Genomic DNA, 20216 nt, shown 5'->3' on the forward strand with positions numbered 1-20216 from the left:
TCACGTGAGCCGGATCTGGCGGTTGACGTCCTTGTACAGCAGGTATCGGAAGGGCTCGGGTCCGCCCGCGTAGCAGGCCTGGGGGCAGAAGGCCCTGAGCAGCATGTAGTCGCCGGCCTCGCACTCGACCCAGTCGTCGTTGAGCCGGTACACCGCCTTGCCCTGCAGGACGTACAGGCCGTGCTCCATGACGTGGGTCTCGGCGAACGGGATCGACCCGCCGGGCTGGAACGTGACGATGTTGACGTGCATGTCGTGCGAGAGGTCGTCGGGATCGACGAAGCGCGTCGTCGCCCACGCACCGTCGGTGTCAGGCATCGCCCGCGGCTCGACGTCCTGGTCGCGCGCGAAGAACGACGTGGGCGCCGGCACCCCCTCGACCGGCTCGTAGGCCTTGCGGATCCAGTGGAACGTCGCCGGCACGCCGCCCTCGTTGGCCAGTGACCATGCCGCACCCGGCGCGAGGAACGCGTAGCCGCCCGGCTCGAGCGCGTGCCGCTCTCCCTCGAGGGTGAGCGTGAGCGTGCCCGCCGTGACGAAGACGACACCCTCGACCCCGCTCTCGGGCTCGGGTCTGTCGGCTCCCCCGCCGGGTGCGATCTCGACGATCAGCTGCGCGAAGGTCGTCGCCGAACCCGCGACGGGCCGCGCCAGGATCCACGATCGTGTGTCTGTGAACCCGGGCAGGCTGCTCGTGACGATGTCGCGCAGCACGCCTTTCGGGATGAACGTGTACGCGGGCTTCACCACGGCGCGATCGGTGAGGAGCGCGGTCTGCGGCGGCAGGCCGCCCTGCGGCGTGTAGTAGCTCATGCGTGCCCCTCGGTCGTGGTGTGCGGCGGATGCGCGAGCGCGGCGAGGGCGGCGAGATCGAGGCCCGCGGCATCCGTCAGCTCCTGCTCGGTGACGGCCCCGCAGGCGACGCCGCGAGCCACGAACGTCGCGAGCGCGCGGGCGGTGGCGGGTTCATCGAGGATCCCGCCCTCGACCCGGTCGACGTAGGCGCGCAGGCGCGCCGCAGCCGGCGCGAAGCCCTCGCGGTAGAAGAGCGCGTTGGCGACGAACCTCGGCACGAGCTGCGCGGGGTGCAGGTCCCAGCCCTGGAAGAAGCCCCGCTCGAGCGAACGGCGGGTGAGCCGTGCGCTCAGACGCCAGGCGGCGCGCACCGCGTCCGCGTCGCCGACCGGGAGGACGTTCGTCGAGCCGTCGGCCAGCCGCACTCCGGTCTGCGCCGCCGCGACCTGCATCACGTTCTTGGCGTGATCGGCCGCCGGGTGATCCAGCGACTGGTAGGCCGGGGCGATGCCGAGGGCGGCGCTGTAGTCGTACGTGCCGTAATGCAGCCCGCTCACCCGGCCGTCTGAGGCGTGGATCGCCCGGGCCAGCGGCGAGGTCCCGTCCGCGGCGAGAACGATCTGCGGGGTCTCGACCTGCATCTCGAACCGCAGGCTTCGGGCCGCGAGCCCGTGGTGCTGCTCGAGGCGGTCGCAGAGCCGCGCCATCGCCTCGACCTGCGCGACGGTGGTCACCTTCGGCAGAGTCAGCCGAACGCCCTTCGGGAGGTCGCCGGCTTCGAGCAGCGTCGAAAGGAAGAGATCGAGAGAACGGATGCCGCGTGCCCGCGTGGCCCGTTCGAGGCCCTTGATGCGGATCCCGAAGAAGGGCGGCGCCTCGCCGCCGGCCAACGCATCGAGCAGGTGCCCAGCTGCGCGTCGGACGTCGGCGTCCTCGTTCTCGTCGCCGCGGTCGCCGTACCCGTCTTCGAGGTCGAGGCGCAGGTCCTCGATCGGCTCGGACGCGAGCTTCGCCGTGACGAGCGTCGCGACGTCGGCGGCGAACGTCTCGGGCACGCCCAGGTCGAGGGCGACGGCCTCCATGCCGCCGTGAGCCTCGACGGCATCCCGTGCCGCGGCGCCCCACTCCCGAGGCAGCGCAGGCGCGTACCGATCGGCGGCCACGTAGACGGTGTGCACGGGCTGGCGCGTGTCGTCGTCGCCGGGGTAGTCGTCCGCGAGCAGCCGGTCGGCGGCCGCAAGGAGCCGATCGATGCCGATGAGATCCTCGGGCCTCAGCGCGGTCGCCGCACGGTCCAGCGGTCGAGCACCGTCGTCGGTGCGCGACGGGAGGGTGCGGTGCGGCTGCGACCCCTTCGGCACGGTCTCAGCATGCCACCCCGCAGTACGACGCGGGGTGAGGCGACGACGTGCGCGGCGTCAGCGGTCGCGGCGCGGCATCCGTCTCCACGGCACCGCTGCCACGACCACCGACAGGATCGCCAGCGTCGACATGAGGAGAGAGGCGCCGACCGCCGGCGCGGCCTCCGTCGGCCAGAGGGCGTCGATGAGGACCGAAGTCACGACCTGTCCCACGACGGTGCCGAGGCCGAGCAGCAGGACGCCGGTGTAAGGCACCAGAGCTGCCGCGAGGAAGATGTAGGCCACGCCGATGACCCCGCCGAAGTACAGCCACGGGTCGGACGGGAACGAGGTCGGGGGTCCCGCGATCGCGGTGTGGATCAGCTCGGCCGCCCCGAGCACCGCCGTGCCGCCGATGAAGTTGACGAGGGTCGCCGTCAGCGGGGTGCCCACGCGCTGGCGCAGCCGGCCGTTGACCGCCGACTGCCACGCGATCCCCGCTCCGACGAGGAACGGCAGCACCAGGAGCACCAACGGCGCGTGCACGCCTCCGGCCAGCGACACCGCCGCGGCGAGCACCGCGAGCGCACCGCCGACGAGGCGCGCCGGCGTCACCGCCACGACACCGGCCGGGCCGACACCGGCGCGGTCCAGCAGCAGCCCGCTCACCGTCTGCCCGGCGACGACCCCCACCGTGAACAGGGCCACGCCGATGATGCCGACCGCGAGCGACTGCGTGGCGACCGAGAGCGCGCCGGCGACGCCGCCGCACAGCATCCAGATCGGGATCCTCCGCCCCCGCAGCCCCGTCACCAAGGCGCCGAATCCGCGCCGTCCCTGCGGCAGTGCGGCCGACAGCACGACCAGGACGATCAGCCCCGAGCCGAACGAGATCACGGCGGCGGCGAACCCGTCGCCGATGCGGACGCCGAGCTGGCCGTTGATGCGCGCTTGCACGGCGGTGAGGATGCCGATCAGCGCGGCGCCGCCGAGGCCGACCCATGCAGGCAGGCGGCGTCCGGTCACCCGATCCATCCTCTCCTGCCCGTGGGACGGGAGCCGACACGAGGCGCGGACCCGCGGCGACGAGTCGCCGGAAACTGGAGCCGACTACGGGACTTGAACCCGTAACCCCCGTATTACAAGTACGGTGCGCTACCAATTGCGCCAAGTCGGCAGAGCGCCCAGTCTAGCGGCGCCCGCGCGAGGACCCGATCAGGGTGCCGTCGGCGTCGGCGTCGGCGTCGGTGTCGCCTTGTAGTAGGCGTCGCTCGCCACCGTCAGCACGAACTGCGCGAACTCCTTCGGGTCGCCGAGCTTGCCCACGTACTGCGTGCCGTTGACGAGGACCATCGGCGTGCCGGTGAGAGCGACGCCGTCGGTGCCGGGGAGCTCCTTGAGCGCCTGCTCGGTCGCCGTCTTCGCCCATGAGGCGTACGACTGGTCCTCGATGCACGCCCGCACGACCTTCGGGCCGTCGAGCCCGGTGGCCTGCGCGAGGTCGGCGAGCTCGGCGTCGCTGAGGCCGTCGGAGTCGACCTCCGGCTGCTGGCGGAGCAGGGCGTCGTTGAACGCGAAGAAGTAGTCGGGCGAGTGCTGCGCGACGCAGGCCGCGGCGCCGGCGGCGCGCAGCGAGTACTTCGTGCCGTTCGACTTCGCGGTGAGCATGGCCACCGGGTAGTAGGTCAGGGTGGCGGCGCCGTCATCGACCCACTGCGAGAGCTGCTTCATGTTCGCGAGCTGGAACTCGCGCGAACCCGTCGAGAGGTAGTCGACATACACGCGGATGTCGACCGCCGGCGCGTCGGTCGGGGTCGCCGTGGGAGTCGGCTCGGTCTCGGGAGTCGTGCTCGCCTCGCCCTCGACCAGGCCGCCGGCGCTGGAGTCGTCGGCGACGCCCGCTCCGGTGACATCGGTCACGACGAACCCGCCGTCGACGCCTTTGGCGGGGCTCATGGTCGGCTTCGATGCGCTCGACGAGACGGTCCACGTCACCACGACGGCGATGACGGCCACGAACGCGACGGCGACGGCGATGAGCGACGTCCGTCGGATCAGACGCGCTCGCGACTGGCGCGCCTTCACCTGCTGCGCCTTCTCGCGCACGGCGTCGCGGCGCTCGCTGGGCGCGGCGTTCTGTGACTCGTCGCTCGACATGGAACCTCTCGGGGCGGAAGGGGGCGGCGATCCGGATCAGCCATGGATTCGCACTGGCCAGGCGGGAAAGCGGCCGTCCACGATGCTAGTCAGCCACCCTGGGAAATGCCCAGACGCAAGCTCCGCGCGCGCCGTGTCATACTGTTCCTTGCGCCCGATGGCGGGCGTGCGGGTAAAGCCCCCGCTCATTCCTCACTACGGATCGTCCGGCACGTACCTGCCGGTGAAGGAGAAGAGAACATGGCGTCCGTCACCTTTGACAACGCAACCCGTCTGTACCCCGGGGGCACTCGCCCCGCTGTGGACAAGCTCAACCTCGAGGTCGCCGATGGCGAGTTCCTGGTTCTCGTCGGCCCGTCGGGCTGCGGCAAGTCCACGTCGCTGCGCATGCTGGCCGGCCTCGAAGAGGTCAACTCGGGCCGCATCCTGATCGGCGACCGTGACGTCACCGACGTCCCCCCGAAGGACCGCGACATCGCGATGGTCTTCCAGAACTACGCGCTGTACCCGCACATGACGGTCGCCGAGAACATGGGCTTCGCGCTCAAGATCGCCGGCGTCGGCAAGGAGGAGCGCGCCGCTCGCGTGCTCGAGGCTGCGAAGCTCCTCGACCTCGAGGAGTACCTCACCCGCAAGCCCAAGGCCCTCTCGGGTGGTCAGCGTCAGCGCGTCGCCATGGGCCGCGCGATCGTCCGCCAGCCCCAGGTGTTCCTCATGGACGAGCCGCTGTCGAACCTCGACGCGAAGCTCCGCGTCCAGACCCGTACGCAGATCGCGTCGCTGCAGCGCCGCCTCGGCGTCACCACGGTGTACGTGACCCACGACCAGACGGAGGCGCTCACGATGGGTGACCGCATCGCGGTCCTCAAGGACGGCCTCCTCCAGCAGGTCGGCACCCCGCGCGACCTGTACGAGAAGCCGAACAACGTGTTCGTCGCCGGCTTCATCGGCTCGCCCGCCATGAACCTGTTCCCGGCGCACATCGCCGAGGGTGGCGTGCAGTTCGGCGACACCGTCGTGGGCGTCGAGGCCGACACGCTCGGCAAGGCGCACGGCAGCGAGGTCACCATCGGTGTGCGTCCCGAGGACATCCAGGTCGCCCCCGCGGACGGCAAGGGCCTCACGGTCACGGTCGACCTCGTCGAGGAGCTCGGCGCCGACGGCTACCTCTACGGTCACGCCGACGTCGCCGGCAAGCGCACCGACATCGTCGCGCGCGTCGACGGCCGCCGTCACCCGATCGCCGGCGACAAGGTCACGCTGGCTCCGGTCCCCGGACACGTCCACGTGTTCGACATCGAGTCGGGCGAGCGCCTCACCGACAAGGCGATCGCCGCGGCGTAACCGCCGATTCGTTCGCGACGGCGCGGGTGGGAGCTTCTTCCCCCCGCGCCGTCGCACTTTTCCAGGAGGGTTCGTGCCTGACGCCCTGAGCATCACCGCCTCGAGCGTCGATCCGGGGCTGCTGACGCTGCCGTGGTCGACCCCGCTCGGGGAGTGGCCGTCGAGCCACATCGTGTTCCTGCCCAAGGGCATCTCGCGCCACCTGGTGCGGTTCGCCAACCTCTCGGGCCGCGTGGTCGCCATCAAGGAGACGACGCAGGCCATGGCGCAGCGCGAGTACGACATGCTCGGCAATCTCGCCCGTCTGGACGTGCCGTGCGTCGAGCGCGTCGCCGTGATCGCCGGACGCACGGATGCCGCGGGGGAGCCGCTTCCCGCGGCTCTGGTCACCGCGCACCTGAAGTTCTCCCTCCCCTACCGCGCCCTGTTCACGCAGGTGCTGCGCCCCGACACCGCGACGCGACTCGTCGATGCGCTCGCTCTGCTCCTGGTCCGCCTGCACAACGTCGGGTTCTTCTGGGGCGACGTGTCGCTGTCGAACACGCTGTTCCGTCGCGACGCGGGCGCGTTCGCCGCCTACCTCGTCGACGCCGAGACCGGCGAGCTGCACGAGAGCGGCCTGACCCCTGGCCAGCGCGCACACGACCTCGACGTCGCCCGCACGAACATCGCGGGCGAGATCATGGACCTCGAAGCCGGCGGTCGCCTCGAGGGCGGCGTCGACGCGATCGCGATCGCCGACGGCATCGTGTCGGCGTACCACTCGCTGTGGGCCGCACTCACCGACGAGGAGACGTTCCGCGCCGACGAGGCGTATCGGCTCACGGAGCGCGTCCAGCGGCTGAACGACCTCGGATTCGACATCGGCGAGATGTCGATCCAGGCCACGGCCGACGGCACGCGCGTGTCGATCCAGCCGAAGGTCGTCGACGCGGGCCACCATCAGCGGCGCCTGCTGCGCCTCACGGGGCTCGACGTCGAGGAGAATCAGGCCCGGCGTCTCCTCAACGACCTCGACGAGTTCCGCGTGCGCATCTCACGCCTCGGCGACGACGAGGAGATGGTCGCCCATGAGTGGCTCACCCGGGTGTTCGAGCCGGTCGTCAAGGCAATCCCCTGGGACCTGCGCTCGAAGCTCGAGCCCGCAGAGGTGTTCCACCAGCTGCTCGAGCACCGCTGGTACCTGTCCCAGGCCAAGGGCAAGTCGGTGCCCCTCGCCGAGGCGCTGACGAGCTACATCGACAACGTGCTGCGCCACCGCCGCGACGAGGCGACCCTGATGGGTCCGCCCACTGAGACCGTGTCGCTCTCCATCATCACGTCGTCGAACCCCGTCATCGATGACGATGACGACGACGACATCGACTGGCGCGACCTGGTCTGACGTCCGTCCTCGGCCGCACCGATCGCGAAAGGGCATATCCCCGGCGGAGATATGCCCTTTCGCGATTCGCGGCTGTCAGTACCCGACGGTGAACCGCTTACGGGGGTGCTGCGGGTTCTCGATCTCGTCGACGATCGCGACCGCGAGGTCCTCGCCCGAGATGTACGACTCGCCCTCCGCGTCGGTGACGATGACGTCGCCGCCGGTGCGGTACTCGCCGGTCCGCTCGCCCGGGTTGTACGCGCCGAAGCCGCCCGCCGGGTGGATGTAGAACCAGTCCAGCGACTCCGGCCCCTCCTTGAGGTCCTCGAGGACGCCGATCGCCTCGAGAGCCTCCGCCTTGTAGTCCTCGGAGAACGAGGGAAGGTCGACGACCCGCTCGCCGCCCTCTGTGACGAGGCTGCCGCCTGCCCCGCCGATCACGCCGAGGCGAACGCCCTCGGGCAGGAGAGAGGCGAGCGCCGCGATGTTCGGGCGCACGAGCCCCTGCATGTCGCCGCGCGGTGCGACCGCCGATACGACCACATCGACGCCCTCGATCTGCGCCAGGAGATCGGGGACGTCGGTCAGCGATCCTTCGACGTAGATCGCCCCGGCGTGGCGCTCGGCGGGGATGCGGCGAGCGATCGAGAGCACGCTGTGGCCCCGGCTCACCGCCTCGGCGACGATGTGACGGCCGGCGTATCCCGAGCCTCCGATGACGGCGATGCGTGCCATGTGCTGCCTTTCGACGGGTGGTGTCGCCGGCCATCGCCGGCTCTGCAGGGGGGAACGTGAGCGCTGCGCGGAGTTGTTCCCGCGCGCGTCACACGCGGACTCAGGCGGGAGTGGTGCCCCGAAGCGTCGAGACCTGATACAGCGCGACGGATGCCGCGATGCCGGCGTTGAGCGACTCGGTGCTCGACGAGATCGGGATGGACACGATCTGGTCGCAGGTCTCGGTCACCAGCCGCGAGAGGCCCTTGCCCTCGGAGCCGACCACGATCACGACGGGCCGGTCGGCGAGCTCGAGGGCCGGCAGGGAGACGTCTCCCCCGCCGTCGAGGCCGAGGACGAACACGCCCTGCTTCTTGAAATCCTTGAGCATCGCGGTGAGGTTGGAGGCGAGCGCTACCGGGACGCGCGCGGCCGCACCTGCGCTCGTCTTCCACGCGGCCGAGTTGACGCTCGCGGACCGGCGCTGCGGCACGATGACCGCCTGCCCGCCGAAGGCGGCGGTCGAGCGCAGGATCGCACCCAGGTTGCGCGGGTCGGTGATGCCGTCGAGCGCGACGAACAGCGGCGTCTGCCCCGCGTCGATCACCTTCTCGAGCAGATCCTGTGGGTGGGCGTACTCGTACGGCGGAACCTTGAGCGCAACACCCTGGTGCACGCCGTCGAAGCCCGCCATGCGATCGAGCTCCGGGCGTGTGACCTCGAGCACCGGGATGTCGCGGTGGGTGGCGATCGCGAGCATCTCCTTGACCCGGTCGTCCATCTCGACGCGTTGCGCGATGTAGAACGCGGTCGCGGGGATCTTCGCGCGGAGGGCCTCCAGCACCGAGTTGCGACCGGTCACGGTCTCGGTGTCGTCGTCCTTCTTCGCGGGGCGCGACGACCGCGGCGCGGACTGCCCCGGCTTGCCCGTGCCGCCCGCAGCGGCGTACCGCTCAGCGGCGGCCTTGCGCTTGCCGGCAGGGTGCCATGCGCGATCCTCGGCCTTGGGAGTCGGCCCTCGGCCCTCGAGGGACCGCTTGTTCTTACCGCCGGTGCCCTTGGTGGGGCCCTTCTTGTTGCCCTTGCTGGCGCCGGGGCGTCCTGGCTTCGCCATCAGTTCTCCTTCGTGCGGGCCGCAGCCCGTCAGTTGTTCTCCGCCGGGCGGGGAGTGTCGGCGACACTCCAGTGCGTCCCGTCGGGACCGTCTTCGAGGGCGATGCCGGCCGCCGCGATCGCGTCGCGGATGCGGTCGGCGGCCGCCCAGTCCTTGGCCGCGCGCGCGTCGGCGCGCTGGGCGATCATCGTCTTCACCAAGGCGTCGAGAGCGGATGCCTCGGCCGAGGCGTCCGTCGACCGCCAGTGCGGGTCGAGGGGGTCGATGCCGAGCACGCCGGCCATCACCGCGACGTCGGCAAACGCTCGCAGAGCCGCGTCGCGGTCCCCCGCGTCGAGCGCGGTGTTGCCGTCACGCACGGTCTCGTGCAGCACGGCGAGCGCCTGCGGCACCCCGAGGTCGTCATCGAGGGCTGACGCGAACGCCTTCGGGACGGCAGCATCCACCCGCACGTCCTCCGTTCCCCGAAGAGTGCGCAGCGCTCGCTCGAGGAAGGTGCGGATGCGCTCGAGCGCCGCCTCGGCCTCGTCGAACGTCGAGGTCGTGATGTCCAGGCTCGACCGGTAGTGCGCCGCCGCGAGGGCGTAGCGCACCACGAGCGGGTCGCGCTCGCGCAGCAGGTCCTCGGCGAGCACGAAGTTGAACAGCGACTTCGACATCTTCTGGGCGCCGACCGTCACGAGGCCGTTGTGCACCCAGTACCGCGCGAAGCCGTCGCCGGCGGCCGTGGACTGCGCGAGCTCGTTCTCGTGGTGGGGGAAGCGCAGGTCGAGCCCGCCGCCGTGGATGTCGAACTCGGCACCGAGGTAGCGGCGCGCCATGGCGGAGCATTCGATGTGCCAGCCCGGCCGGCCGGCGCCCCACGGAGACGACCAGGTCGCAGATGTCGGCTCGTCCGCTTTGGCGCCCTTCCAGAGGGCGAAGTCGCGGGGGTCGCGCTTGCCACGCGGATCGGCGTCGGCGGCGGGCTCCATCGCGTCGATCGACTGGTTCGTGAGCGACCCGTAGTCCGCCCACGACCGGACGTCGAAGTAGACGTCGCCGGCGGCATCCGTCTCTGCTGTCCCTGATCCGGTCGAAGGGGCGGCGTAGGCGTGGCCTGCCTCGATGAGGCGCTGGATGAGCTCCTGCATCTGCGGGATCGATGCCGTCGCGCGAGGCTCGTACGTCGGCGGGAGGATGCCGATCGCGGTATAGGCGCGCGTGAACTCGAGCTCCATGCGGTAGGCGAGCGCCCACCACGGCTCACCGTCCGACGCGTTCGCGAGCACCTTGTCGTCGATGTCCGTGACGTTGCGGACGAAGGTGACACGGCCGTACCGGTGGGTGAGCCAGCGGCGCAGGATGTCGAAGCTCAGCGCGCCGCGCAGATGCCCGATGTGCGGCCCGGATTGCACCGTCGGACCGCAGACGTAGATCGTGACGTTGCCGGGGTCGAGGGGCACGAAATCGCGCAGGGTCTGCGCCTTGGTGTCGTACAACTGAACCGTCACCGCACCAGCCTACCGGCGGGTGCCGTGCCGACCCTGAGCGAGCCCGCAGGGGTGATGCCGGTCGATGGCGCCGATTCCGATATAAACGGTGGGTGCATGTGCTCGCCGTCCTCGCCGCCGCGCTGCTGTTCGGCACGACCGGCACCTCGCAGGCGCTCGGTCCTGCGGGCACCACTCCCCTGTCGATCGGTGTCATGCGCATGGTGATCGGCGGCACGGGACTCGCGATCATCGCGTTCTCGCTCGCCGCACGGCATGCCCGACGCCTGCCCGCGGGTACGGTGCGGCCGCGCTGGGGCGCCCGGCCCGTGCTGCTCATGGTGCTGACGGGCGCGTGCCTCGCGCTGTACCAGCCTCTCTTCTTCCTCGGCACGGCGCGCAACGGCGTCGCGGTCGGCACGGTCGTCGCCCTCGGCTCCGCCCCGATCCTCGCGGGCCTGCTGGAATGGGCGCTCACGCGACGGATGCCGACACCCACGTGGATGGGCGCGACAGCGCTCGCGACGATCGGCGTCGTGCTGCTCGGCTTCGGCGGCGAAGCGGGCACGGCCGGCGGCACGGATCCTCTCGGATTGCTCGGCTCCATCGGCGCGGGCGCCTCGTTCGCGGTCATCGCCAACGCGCAGCGTCGCCTGCTCGACGACGGCTGGGATCCCTTCACGGTCGTCGGCGCCATGGGCGCCAGCTCGGCCATCATCTGTGCCTTCGCACTCCCCTTCGTGGACCTCTCATGGCTCGGCACGACATCAGGTGCGGTGATGGCGCTGTGGCTGGGCCTCGCGACCATCTCCATCGCGTACGTGCTGTTCACGTGGGGCCTCAGCGGGCTCACCGCGGCCACCGCCGCGACGCTCACGCTGGGCGAGCCTCTGACCGCAAGCGTGCTCGGCATCGTCGTGCTCGGCGAGCGGCTGTCGGCACTCGCGATCGTCGGGCTCGTGGTGCTCGCCGCCGGGCTCGCCCTCCTCGCGTGGGGATCCCGGTCCCCGCGCGACCCCGCTCCCTACGCCGTCGAGGCGTGAAACCGCGCCGGCGGCAGGAAACACCACGGAAACCGGCGCGTGGCACACTGGGCGCGACATGCAGCGCACCATCGAGATCCGCACCGACGACCTGAGCGGCGAAGCCACCCGGCGCCTCATCGCCCTGCACCTGGCGGGGATGCACGACAACTCTCCCGCCGAGAGCGTGCACGCGCTCGACATCGAGGCACTGCGGCATCCGTCCCTCTCGGTCTGGACGGCGTGGATCGACGGCGAACTGGCTGGCGTCGGCGCGCTGAAGTCGCTCGATGCGCACCGCGGCGAGATCAAGTCGATGCGCGCGAATGACCGGTTCCGCGGCACCGGGGTCGGCCGTGCGCTGCTGCGCCACATCGTCGAGGAGGCCAGACGGCGCGGCATGTCGAGCCTCTGGCTCGAGACCGGGACCACCGAGGACTTCGTCCCCGCGCAGCGCCTCTATGAGAGCGAGGGCTTCGTCTTCTGCGGCCCCTTCGAGGACTACGCGCTCGACCCGTTCTCGGTGTTCATGACGCGCGCGCTCTGACGACCGACGGGCGCGGAGCGGTCAGGCCGGAACGACGAGGGCGACGGCGAAGGCGGAAACGCCCTCGCCCCGCCCCGTGAACCCGAGGCCGTCGGTCGTCGTCGCAGAGACCGACACCGGTGCGCCGCCGAGTGCGGCCGACAGCGTTCGCTCGGCCTCTGCGCGGCGCGCGGAGAAGCGTGGACGGTTCGCCTGCACCTGCACCGAGACGTTGCCGACACGCCAGCCCGCCTCCCCGAGCAGCGCTACGGTGCGCGTCAGGAACGCGTCCGCGTGCGCGCCGGCGTACTCGGGATGATCCGTGCCGAAGTGCGTGCCGATGTCGCCGAGGCCCGCGGCGGCCAGCAGCGCGTCGACGATCGCGTGCGCCACGGCGTCGCCGTCGGAGTGCCCTGACAGCGGCGCTTCACCCGCCCATTCGAGCCCCGCGAGCCACAGCGTCCCCTCGCCGCCGAACGCGTGCACATCCGTGCCGACGCCGACGCGCGGAAGCGCCGGCACGCCGCCGAGGTGTGCCGCCGGGTGCGGCGCAGGCTCGGCGAGCAGGTGGCGCGCGCGATCGAGGTCCGCCGCGGTGGTGATCTTGAAAGCCAGAGGATGCCCCGGCACGGCCGCGACGGGGTGCCCGGACTCGGCGACCAGGGCCGCGTCATCGGTGAAGTCCGCCGCGGCGGCGGCGTATGCCGTGTCGAGCACGTCGCGCCGGAACCCCTGCGGCGTCTGCGCGGCGGCGAGCTCGGCGCGGTCGACCGCGGCGACGATCTCGTCACCCGTGACGCGCTTGAGCGTGTCGATGACCGGGAGCACGGGGATCGCGCCTGCCGCGCCCCCGTCGATCGCCGCGATGACGCGCTCGAAGACGTCGGCCGGGGTGAGGGCGCGCGCTGCGTCGTGGACCAGCACGACCTCGACATCGGCCCACAGGGCTGCAAGACCGGCGGCCACGGAGGCCTGCCGCGTGTCGCCGCCCGCGACCACCGACACCAGCTCTCGACGGTCCCCCGCGGTGGCCAGTGCCTCGCTCAGCGCATCGCCCTCGCGCCCGGCGGGCGCGACGATCACGACCTGCGCGAGCGGGGCGGCGAAGACGCCGCTGAGGGCGTGACGAAGGATGCTGCTCCCGTCGATGCCGACGAACGCTTTCGGCGCTCCAGCGCCCAGCCGGGTGCCGGACCCGGCGGCCACGACGATGACGCCGACGCGCGGGACGGGAGTGATGCTCACCCGCTCACGCTATCGCGATCGACGGGCGACGCTGTGCGCGTGCTGCCCAGTCGGAATCGGGTGCGCACAGCAGAACGGCGCCCCATCGGGGCGCCGTTCCAGGAGTCTCAGCTCGCGAGGACCTCGTCGAGAAGGACGCTCGCCTTCTCTTCGTCGGTCTTCTCGGCCAGAGCGAGCTCGGAGATCAGAATCTGCTTCGCCTTGGCGAGCATGCGCTTCTCTCCGGCCGACAGGCCGCGGTCCTGATCGCGGCGCCAGAGGTCGCGCACGACCTCGCTCACCTTGATGACGTCGCCGGAGGCGAGCTTCTCGAGATTCGCCTTGTAGCGGCGCGACCAGTTGGTCGGCTCCTCCGTGAAGGGAGCGCGCAGCACCTCGAAGACCTTGTCGAGGCCCTCCTTGCCGATGACGTCTCGGACGCCGACCAGGTCGACGTTCTCTGCGGGGACTTCGATGATGAGATCACCTTGCGTGACGTTGAGCTTCAGGTACTTCTTCGTCTCGCCCTTGATGATCCGGTCTTTGACCTCGATGATCGTAGCCGCCCCGTGGTGGGGGTAGACGACCGTCTCGCCAACCTCAAAAAGCATGGAGTTATGTCCTTTCGGCAACCTCCAGGATACCACAGGCGAAATACGCTAAGGTTCTCCGCCCTGCGGCCGCGGCGGTGCTCCGCGCGGCACATCGCGAGCCCCTAGAATGCTGGAGAACCGTCATCCGTCTTATGGAGGATCCGTGAACCGCCGCCTCATCGCGTCGCTGGCCATCGGGGGCGCACTCGTCCTCACGACGACCGGGTGCAGCATGATCTCGCCGCAGGCGACCACGATCCCGTATTCGGCGGCGGAGGGCACGAACGTCCACGAGGCCGGCCCGATCGAGGTTCGCAACGCCCAGATCGTCGCCAACGAGGACGGGTCCGAGGGCAACTTCGTCGCGGCCCTGATCAACCAGACCGAGGACTCGCACACCCTCAACATCGAGTTCGGCGAAGGCGGCCCGACGCTCACCGTGCGGGTTCCCGCCAACACGACAGTGAGCCTCGGTTCGGAGGAGGACGAGCCGCTGCTCGTCGAGGACCTCGACGCCCTCCCCGGCACCGATGTCACCACGTTCTTCCAGTCCGGCGACTCCGAGGGCGCGCTCGTCTCGGTGCCCGTCCTGGACGGGACTCTCAACTACCTCGCGCCGCTCGCTCCCTGAGCGACGCTCGCGCACGCGAGAAGAGGGCGCCCCGCGAGGGGCGCCCTCTTCCGTGCGCTGCGGCTCAGCCCTCGAAGCGGTAGCCGAGGCCCCGCACGGTGACCAGCATCTCCGGCGCGCCGGGGTTCTTCTCGATGCGGGAGCGGATCCGCTTGATGTGCACATCGAGGGTCTTGGTGTCGCCGAAGTAGTCGCTCCCCCACACGCGGTCGATGAGCTGGCCGCGCGTGAGCACGCGCCCGGCGTTGCGCATGAGCACCTCGAGCAGCTCGAATTCCTTGAGCGGCATGTTGATCTCGCCGCCCTCGACGGCGACCGTGTGACGGTCGATGTCGAGCACGACGCGGCCGCCCTCCAGCACACGGTCCTCGAGGTCGGCGTCGATCTGCGAGAACCGGCGCAGCACGGCCCGCATGCGGGCGAGCAGTTCGCGGGCCGAGTACGGCTTGGTGACGTAATCGTCGGCGCCGAGCTCGAGACCCACCACGATGTCGACCTCGGAGTCCTTCGCGGTCAGCATGATGATCGGCACGGCCGAACTGATCCGGATCTGGCGGCACACCTCGGTGCCCGGCATTCCGGGCAGCATGAGGTCGAGGAGCACGATGTCGGCGCCGCGCTCGCGGAACGCGGTCAGGGCGGTCGGGCCGTCCTCGGCGATCTCGACCTCGTAGCCTTCGCGGCGAAGGAGGTAGGCGAGCGGGTCGGCGAGGTCTGGCTCGTCCTCGACGATCAGGACGCGGGTCATGCGGGGTCTCCATTCGCGACGGATGCCGGGTTCTGGCCGCCGGCAGGACCGACGGGAGTCTTGGGCGCGGCGGACCTGGCCGCGCGGTCGGGTGCTGCGGCCTTGGCCGCGCGGGCGGAAGCGGCGGGCTTCGCCCCGGGGGCGGCCGGAGCGCTCTTCGCCGTCGGCGCACTCTTCGCGCCCGGAGCTGGGGCGGAGGCCGACGGTGCCGGGACTGCGGCGGGCGCAGCCTCGGTGGCCGGCATGTCAGCGACGGCGGGCCGCTTCTTCTTGCGCCCGCGCTTGGGCGCCGGCTCGAGGGCGGGCGCGTCGATCTGGGGCAGGCGGATCGTGAACGTGGATCCGCGGCCAGGGCGCGACCACAGGCGCACCTCGCCGCCGTGCCGCTGCACCGCGTGCTTGACGATGGAGAGGCCGAGCCCGCTGCCGCCGGTGCGGCGGGCGCGCGCGGGGTCGGACCGATAGAAGCGTTCGAAGACGCGGTCCTGCTCGCCCTCGGCGATGCCGATGCCGCGGTCCGTCACGGCGATCTCGACGATGCGGTCGACGGCCTTGATACCGACGCCGACGCTCGAGCCCCGCGGCGAATACGCGATGGCGTTCGCGATGAGGTTGCCGACCGCCTCGCTCAGCACCTGCGCGTCGCCATGCACGTAGAGCCCGCGCGCACCGCCGCGCATCACCTCGACGCCGGCGGAGTCCGCCTGGATCGCGTGCGCGTCGAGGGCGGATGCCACGACCTCGTCGATCGAGACGTCCTGCTGCGGGAGCTCATCCGCTGCCTGCAGCCGGGACAGGTTCATGATGCGCGAGGTCAGCAGCGCGAGCCGGTTGGCCTCCGCTTGCAGCCGCATCGCGAAGATCCGCACCTGCGGCGGATCGTCGGCCGCCGACTCGATCGCCTCGGCGAGCAGGCTCACCGCGCCGACGGGTGTCTTGAGCTCGTGGCTCGTGTTCGCCACGAAGTCGCGCCGCATCTCCTCGACGCGTTCGCGTTCGGAGATGTCGCGCAGCACGAGGAGGGTGAGCCGCGGCGAGATGCGGGACGCACGCACGGCCACGAGGCGAGGCTCGGCCGGCGGCGCGCCACGGCGCAGCCGCATCGTCTCCGTCGCGCTCGCTTCGGTGACCTCGGCGTCGGTGGTCCGCACGCGGCGCGCGAGGGTCCGCAGCTCGTCGGTCGGGAGCGTGCCGCCTTCGAGCAGCTCGAACGCCGCGGCGGCGGAGGAAGCAGCCAGCACCGTGAAAGACGCGTCCACCACCACGGCGGCATCGTCCATGCCGTGAAGGACGCCCCGCACGCCGTCAGGGATCTCGATCGATCCCTCCGCATGTGCGCGGTCACGCGCGCGCATCGACGCGACGATGACGGCGGAGATCGAACCGCCGATGATGATCCCCGCGAGGAGGGCGAGCAGCGCGAGCTGCGTCGTATCCATGCCTCAAGCGTAGGGGCACGTCGCGCGCGACAATGGACCGTGACCGGGACCTGGGCACCCGCGCCGGGTACTGTTCACCACGGGGGCACCGTCCGTTAACCTTCCCTGGCGACAATCGGCCGGGCGCGGGCGCAAGCCCTCCCAGACCATGAAAGGTGCGTCGGAATGCGCGAAGTCTTCCACCAGTCCCTCGAGGACGTGCAGGGGCGTCTCGTCGAGATCGCCGAGCTCGTCACGATCGCCATCGACAAGGCGACGCGCGCGTTCGGGACGAGCGACGTGGCGCTTGCGGAGGAGGTCATCGAGGCCGACGCGGTCATCGACGAGAAGGCCGTCGAGCTCGACGAGCTCGCCATCGAGATCCTCGCCCGCCAGCAGCCGGTCGCACGCGACCTGCGCATCGTCGTCAGCGCTCTGCGCATGAGCGCGTCGCTCGAGCGCATGGGCGACATCGCCGAGCACATCGCCCAGCTCACCCGCATGCGTTTCCCCGAGCGGGCCATCCCCAAGGGCCTGAAGTCCACCTTCCTCAAGATGGGCGAACTCGACGTCGAGGCGGCACGCCAGCTCACCGAACTGCTGCGCACGCAGGACGGCGACCTCATCGACGAGATCCGCAACGCCGACGACAAGCTCGACGAGCTGCACGTCTCGGTGTTCGAAAAGGTGCTCAGCGACAGCTGGCAGGGCGATCCGTCGGCCACCGTCGATGCCACGCTCGCCAGCCGCTACCACGAGCGCTTCGGCGACCACGCGGTCTCGGTCGCGAAGAAGGTCGCGTACCTGTCGACCGGAGACTGGACGTCGAGCACCGACACGATCGACGTCGTCGCCCCGTCTCTCTGAAGCCCGTCACGCGGCCTGCAGCCGGGGGCTGCCGCTGCGAAGGCGAAGAAAAGGAAGAGCGGATGCCTCGTGGGGAGGCATCCGCTCTTCTGCGCTGTTCGAGATCAGGCCTTGCCCTGGTTCGCGACCGCGGCGGCGCCGGCAGCGGCGGCCTCAGGGTCGAGGTACTCGCCCGGGCCGAGAGGCTTGAGGTTCTCGTCGAGGCGGTACACCAGCGGGATGCCCGTGGGGATGTTGAGCTCGGCGATGTCGGCGTCGCTGATGCCGTCGAGGTGCTTCACGAGTCCGCGCAGGGAGTTGCCGTGCGCCGTCACGAGCACCGTCTTGCCGGCCTTGAGGTCCGGGACGATGTCGCTGTGCCAGTACGGCAGCATGCGGTCGATGACGATCTTGAGCGACTCGGTGTCGGGCACCTCGCCGTCGATGCCCACGTAGCGCGGGTCGCCGACCTGGCTGTACTGGTCGTCGGCGGCCAGCGGCGGCGGCGGGACGTCGAACGAGCGGCGCCACAGCATGAACTGCTCGTTGCCGAACTCCTCGAGGGTCTGCGCCTTGTCCTTGCCCTGCAGAGCGCCGTAGTGGCGCTCGTTGAGGCGCCACGAGCGCTTGACCGGGATCCAGAGGCGGTCGGCCGCGTCGAGGGCGATGTCGGCGGTCTGGATGGCGCGGCTGAGCACGGAGGTGTGCAGCACATCGGGAAGGATGCCGGAATCGGCCAGCAGCTCGCCGCCGCGCTGGGCTTCGGCCTTGCCCTGGTCGGTGAGGCGGACGTCGACCCAGCCCGTGAACTGGTTGGTCTTGTTCCACTCGCTCTGGCCGTGTCGGAGGAGGATCAGCGTGTAGGGCGCGGTCATGCGCCCCATGATATCGGCGCCGGGGGCCGCCTCCCGATGCTGTGACGGGTGCGGCTGGCATCATGGAGACATGGCGCGGGGACCGGTCGGGCAGATCACGCGCGGCACCACCGGAACCAACCGGCTGCGGCGCGTGGATCGCTGGATCGCGCGGCATCCCGCTCTGCGCCGGGCCCACGATCCGCTCGTGGTCGACCTGGGCTACGGCGCGAGCGGCGTGACGGCGCTGGAGCTGTACGCGCGCCTCGTCCGCGTACGGCCGGACGTCGAGGTGCTCGGCCTCGAGATCGATCCCTCGCGCGTCGCGCGGGCGCGGGCCCAGCTGGAGCAGGTCCGCGCGGGCGGCACGTCGTTCGCCGCCGATGCACTCGTGTCGTTCGCGCGCGGCGGCTTCGAGGTGCCCACAGCCGGCGGGCGCCGCCCGGCGGTCGTACGGGCGTTCAACGTGCTCCGTCAGTACGACGAGTCGGAGGTCGCGGCGGCGTGGGCGACGATGTGCGCGCGCCTCGCGCCGGACGGACTCCTCGTCGAGGGAACGTGCGACGAGATCGGGCGCATCGCGACCTGGGTCGCACTCGGCCCCGACGCCGTGCCGCGCACCCTCACGGTGTCGCTGCGGCTGGCGGGGCTGCAGCATCCGTCCATCGCCGCGGAGCGGCTCCCGAAGGTCCTCATCCACCGCAACGTCCCCGGCGAGCCCGTGCACGCGTTCCTTGCGGCCCTCGACGCGGAGTGGGAACGCGCGGCGAGTGTGTCGCCCTTCGGCCCGGTGCATCGCTGGCGCACAGCGCTGTCGGCGCTGGTCGACGGCGGGTGGCCGGTCCTCGAGCGGTCGCGGTGGCGCCTGGGCGAGGTCACCGTGCCGTGGGATGCCGTGGCCCCGCGCTGAGGCGCGGCGCGCAGTCCGTCACACGCGGGGCAGCACCGCACGCGCCTCGGCGGACGACATGCCGGTCGCGGTGAGGAGGTCGACCGCGAACGGTCGCATCGCGGTGATGAGGTTCTGCTCGCCCTGCGAACCGTCCGGGAGGATCCGCGCCGGGTCGAGGCGCACGGCCACCGCTCGCGCCGCCTCGCGCGCTGCCGGCTGCAGCGAGATGTCGTCGAGGCTCTCGCCCACGAGCTCCGCGGCGCGCATGAGCTCGGCGAGCACCTCGGCCGGCACCGGACGCCGCTGGCCGTCGTCGCACAGGTACACGGCGCGACGGGCGACCACCCGGAGGTTGCGGGTGGCGAAGTCCATCGCCTGCAGCACCGCGTGGTGCCGGCGCAGCTCTGCCCGCTGCGGGCGCAGCCAGGGCGAGAATCCTGCGACGGCGAGGCCGGAGTCCAGCGAGGCGCGCCACTCGTCGATGCGCGGGGCGATCGCGCGCGCCTTCTCCAGGCCGCGGGCGGCCCGCAGCGCGTCGCCCCGACGCAGCGCCTGCACGATCGTGCGCGCCGCCGCGTCCGCAGCCGCGAAGACCGCGTGCCCGTCGCGCGCCTCCTCCCTGCGGGGATTGCGCGGGATGAGCGCGGTCACCGCGAGGGCGGCGACGCCGCCCACCGCGCCGTCGATGAGCCGGGAGAACGGCTCGGTCGCCGGCAGCGACATCACGATGCACGCCTGGACGCCCGCCATGATCGCGAAAGGCGGATAGGGCGACAGGAACCGGGCGACCAGCAGCGTCACCCCGAGGGCGAGTGCGAGCTGCCACCAGCCAGGGCCGACGACCACGACGAAGCCCTCGGCGACGAGGATGCCGACGAGCATCCCGACCACCGTCTCGAGCACGCGCCGCGGGCGCGCGTCGCGCACCAGGCCAAGACTGGTGATCGTCACCGTGGCCGCGAGCAGCGGCGCCGGATGCCCGATGACATAGTGCGCGCAGGCCCACGCCGCGGTCGCCGCGACCGTGATCTGCAGGATGGCGAGCGCCGACCCGCGCACGCGCGCCAGCTGCGGGCGAAGGTCCAGCCGGGCGCGCCAGCCCGTGGGCACGACCTGGGTGATCGCGGCGGTCTCGCCGTCGCCGCTCACCGCCGAGTCCC

20 protein-coding genes and 1 tRNA gene are annotated in these 20216 nt (G+C 71.2%); 7 read left to right on the top strand and 14 right to left on the bottom strand.

Features of this window, described 5'->3' with window-relative positions; genetic code table 11:
• The 5 genes from J2Y46_RS16045 to J2Y46_RS16065 all read right to left on the bottom strand — a co-directional run bounded on the left by J2Y46_RS16045 (nt 1) and on the right by J2Y46_RS16065 (nt 4292).
• Nucleotides 1-813, bottom strand: coding sequence for a bifunctional allantoicase/(S)-ureidoglycine aminohydrolase (locus tag J2Y46_RS16045; RefSeq protein WP_310243640.1), 813 nt, complete (start codon nt 811-813; stop codon nt 1-3).
• Nucleotides 810-2093, bottom strand: coding sequence for a DUF6986 family protein (locus tag J2Y46_RS16050; protein WP_310244104.1), 1284 nt, complete (start codon nt 2091-2093; stop codon nt 810-812). The genes J2Y46_RS16045 and J2Y46_RS16050 overlap by 4 nt, the downstream gene beginning before the upstream one ends.
• Before the next feature lie 120 nt (nt 2094-2213).
• The gene (locus J2Y46_RS16055; protein ID WP_396653206.1) at nt 2214-3170 is read right to left on the bottom strand and encodes a DMT family transporter; all 957 of its coding nucleotides are present in this window, start codon (nt 3168-3170) and stop codon (nt 2214-2216) included.
• Between the two features lie 66 nt (nt 3171-3236).
• Nucleotides 3237-3312 (bottom strand) — tRNA-Thr (locus tag J2Y46_RS16060).
• A gap of 38 nt (nt 3313-3350) precedes the next feature.
• On the bottom strand, nt 3351-4292 hold the full coding sequence (locus tag J2Y46_RS16065; protein WP_310243646.1) for a thioredoxin domain-containing protein: 942 nt from the start codon (nt 4290-4292) through the stop codon (nt 3351-3353).
• 240 nt (nt 4293-4532) lie between these two features.
• Between J2Y46_RS16065 and J2Y46_RS16070 the strand changes: the two genes are divergently transcribed.
• Together J2Y46_RS16070 and J2Y46_RS16075 are read left to right on the top strand one after the other, a co-directional pair.
• Nucleotides 4533-5636: an ABC transporter ATP-binding protein gene (locus J2Y46_RS16070; RefSeq protein ID WP_045298127.1), complete on the top strand. Its 1104-nt coding sequence runs from the start codon at nt 4533-4535 to the stop codon at nt 5634-5636.
• A 73-nt stretch (nt 5637-5709) separates the two neighbouring features.
• Nucleotides 5710-7020 (top strand): DUF4032 domain-containing protein, encoded by a 1311-nt coding sequence (locus J2Y46_RS16075; protein WP_045298124.1) that lies wholly within the window; start codon nt 5710-5712, stop codon nt 7018-7020.
• A 75-nt stretch (nt 7021-7095) separates the two neighbouring features.
• Here the strand turns inward: J2Y46_RS16075 and J2Y46_RS16080 are convergent, their stop codons facing one another.
• The 3 genes from J2Y46_RS16080 to cysS all read right to left on the bottom strand — a co-directional run bounded on the left by J2Y46_RS16080 (nt 7096) and on the right by cysS (nt 10323).
• Entirely contained in the window at nt 7096-7737 is a 642-nt protein-coding gene (locus J2Y46_RS16080; RefSeq protein ID WP_045298122.1) for an NAD(P)-dependent oxidoreductase, read from the bottom strand.
• Nucleotides 7738-7837: 100 nt separating this feature from the next.
• Nucleotides 7838-8830: a 23S rRNA (guanosine(2251)-2'-O)-methyltransferase RlmB gene (gene rlmB / locus J2Y46_RS16085; protein WP_045298121.1), complete on the bottom strand. Its 993-nt coding sequence runs from the start codon at nt 8828-8830 to the stop codon at nt 7838-7840.
• A gap of 29 nt (nt 8831-8859) precedes the next feature.
• On the bottom strand, nt 8860-10323 hold the full coding sequence (cysS, locus tag J2Y46_RS16090) for a cysteine--tRNA ligase (protein WP_045298120.1): 1464 nt from the start codon (nt 10321-10323) through the stop codon (nt 8860-8862).
• 92 nt (nt 10324-10415) lie between these two features.
• Here cysS and J2Y46_RS16095 point away from each other — a divergent pair, with 92 nt between their 5' ends.
• The gene (locus J2Y46_RS16095) at nt 10416-11345 is read left to right on the top strand and encodes an EamA family transporter (RefSeq protein ID WP_310243654.1); all 930 of its coding nucleotides are present in this window, start codon (nt 10416-10418) and stop codon (nt 11343-11345) included.
• A gap of 58 nt (nt 11346-11403) precedes the next feature.
• On the top strand, nt 11404-11871 hold the full coding sequence (locus J2Y46_RS16100; RefSeq protein ID WP_310243656.1) for a GNAT family N-acetyltransferase: 468 nt from the start codon (nt 11404-11406) through the stop codon (nt 11869-11871).
• A 21-nt stretch (nt 11872-11892) separates the two neighbouring features.
• Here J2Y46_RS16100 and ispD read toward each other — a convergent pair whose 3' ends face one another.
• Entirely contained in the window at nt 11893-13095 is a 1203-nt protein-coding gene (gene ispD, locus J2Y46_RS16105; RefSeq protein WP_045298115.1) for a 2-C-methyl-D-erythritol 4-phosphate cytidylyltransferase, read from the bottom strand.
• A 107-nt stretch (nt 13096-13202) separates the two neighbouring features.
• The gene (locus tag J2Y46_RS16110) at nt 13203-13685 is read right to left on the bottom strand and encodes a CarD family transcriptional regulator (protein ID WP_045298114.1); all 483 of its coding nucleotides are present in this window, start codon (nt 13683-13685) and stop codon (nt 13203-13205) included.
• Nucleotides 13686-13830: 145 nt separating this feature from the next.
• Between J2Y46_RS16110 and J2Y46_RS16115 the strand changes: the two genes are divergently transcribed.
• Entirely contained in the window at nt 13831-14298 is a 468-nt protein-coding gene (locus tag J2Y46_RS16115) for a DNA modification methylase (protein WP_084695524.1), read from the top strand.
• A 64-nt stretch (nt 14299-14362) separates the two neighbouring features.
• Here the strand turns inward: J2Y46_RS16115 and J2Y46_RS16120 are convergent, their stop codons facing one another.
• Entirely contained in the window at nt 14363-15046 is a 684-nt protein-coding gene (locus J2Y46_RS16120; protein WP_045298111.1) for a response regulator transcription factor, read from the bottom strand.
• Entirely contained in the window at nt 15043-16485 is a 1443-nt protein-coding gene (locus J2Y46_RS16125) for a sensor histidine kinase (protein WP_396653207.1), read from the bottom strand. The genes J2Y46_RS16120 and J2Y46_RS16125 overlap by 4 nt, the downstream gene beginning before the upstream one ends.
• 165 nt (nt 16486-16650) lie before the next feature.
• Here J2Y46_RS16125 and phoU point away from each other — a divergent pair, with 165 nt between their 5' ends.
• Complete coding sequence (phoU, locus tag J2Y46_RS16130; protein ID WP_045298109.1) at nt 16651-17331, top strand: phosphate signaling complex protein PhoU; 681 nt, start codon at nt 16651-16653, stop codon at nt 17329-17331.
• 104 nt (nt 17332-17435) lie between these two features.
• On the opposite strand, the gene J2Y46_RS16135 is transcribed toward phoU, so the two are convergent.
• On the bottom strand, nt 17436-18185 hold the full coding sequence (locus J2Y46_RS16135; protein WP_045298107.1) for a phosphoglyceromutase: 750 nt from the start codon (nt 18183-18185) through the stop codon (nt 17436-17438).
• A gap of 70 nt (nt 18186-18255) precedes the next feature.
• Between J2Y46_RS16135 and J2Y46_RS16140 the strand changes: the two genes are divergently transcribed.
• A complete protein-coding gene (locus J2Y46_RS16140) occupies nt 18256-19074 on the top strand; it encodes a class I SAM-dependent methyltransferase (RefSeq protein ID WP_045298104.1) in 819 nt (272 codons plus the stop codon).
• An 18-nt stretch (nt 19075-19092) separates the two neighbouring features.
• Here the strand turns inward: J2Y46_RS16140 and J2Y46_RS16145 are convergent, their stop codons facing one another.
• A complete protein-coding gene (locus J2Y46_RS16145; RefSeq protein WP_211255889.1) occupies nt 19093-20205 on the bottom strand; it encodes an aromatic acid exporter family protein in 1113 nt (370 codons plus the stop codon).
• Between the last annotated feature and the right edge of the window lie 11 nt (nt 20206-20216).

The organism is Microbacterium sp. BE35, from assembly GCF_031457705.1.
In the GTDB taxonomy this organism is placed as follows: Bacteria; Actinomycetota; Actinomycetes; order Actinomycetales; family Microbacteriaceae; genus Microbacterium; species Microbacterium trichothecenolyticum.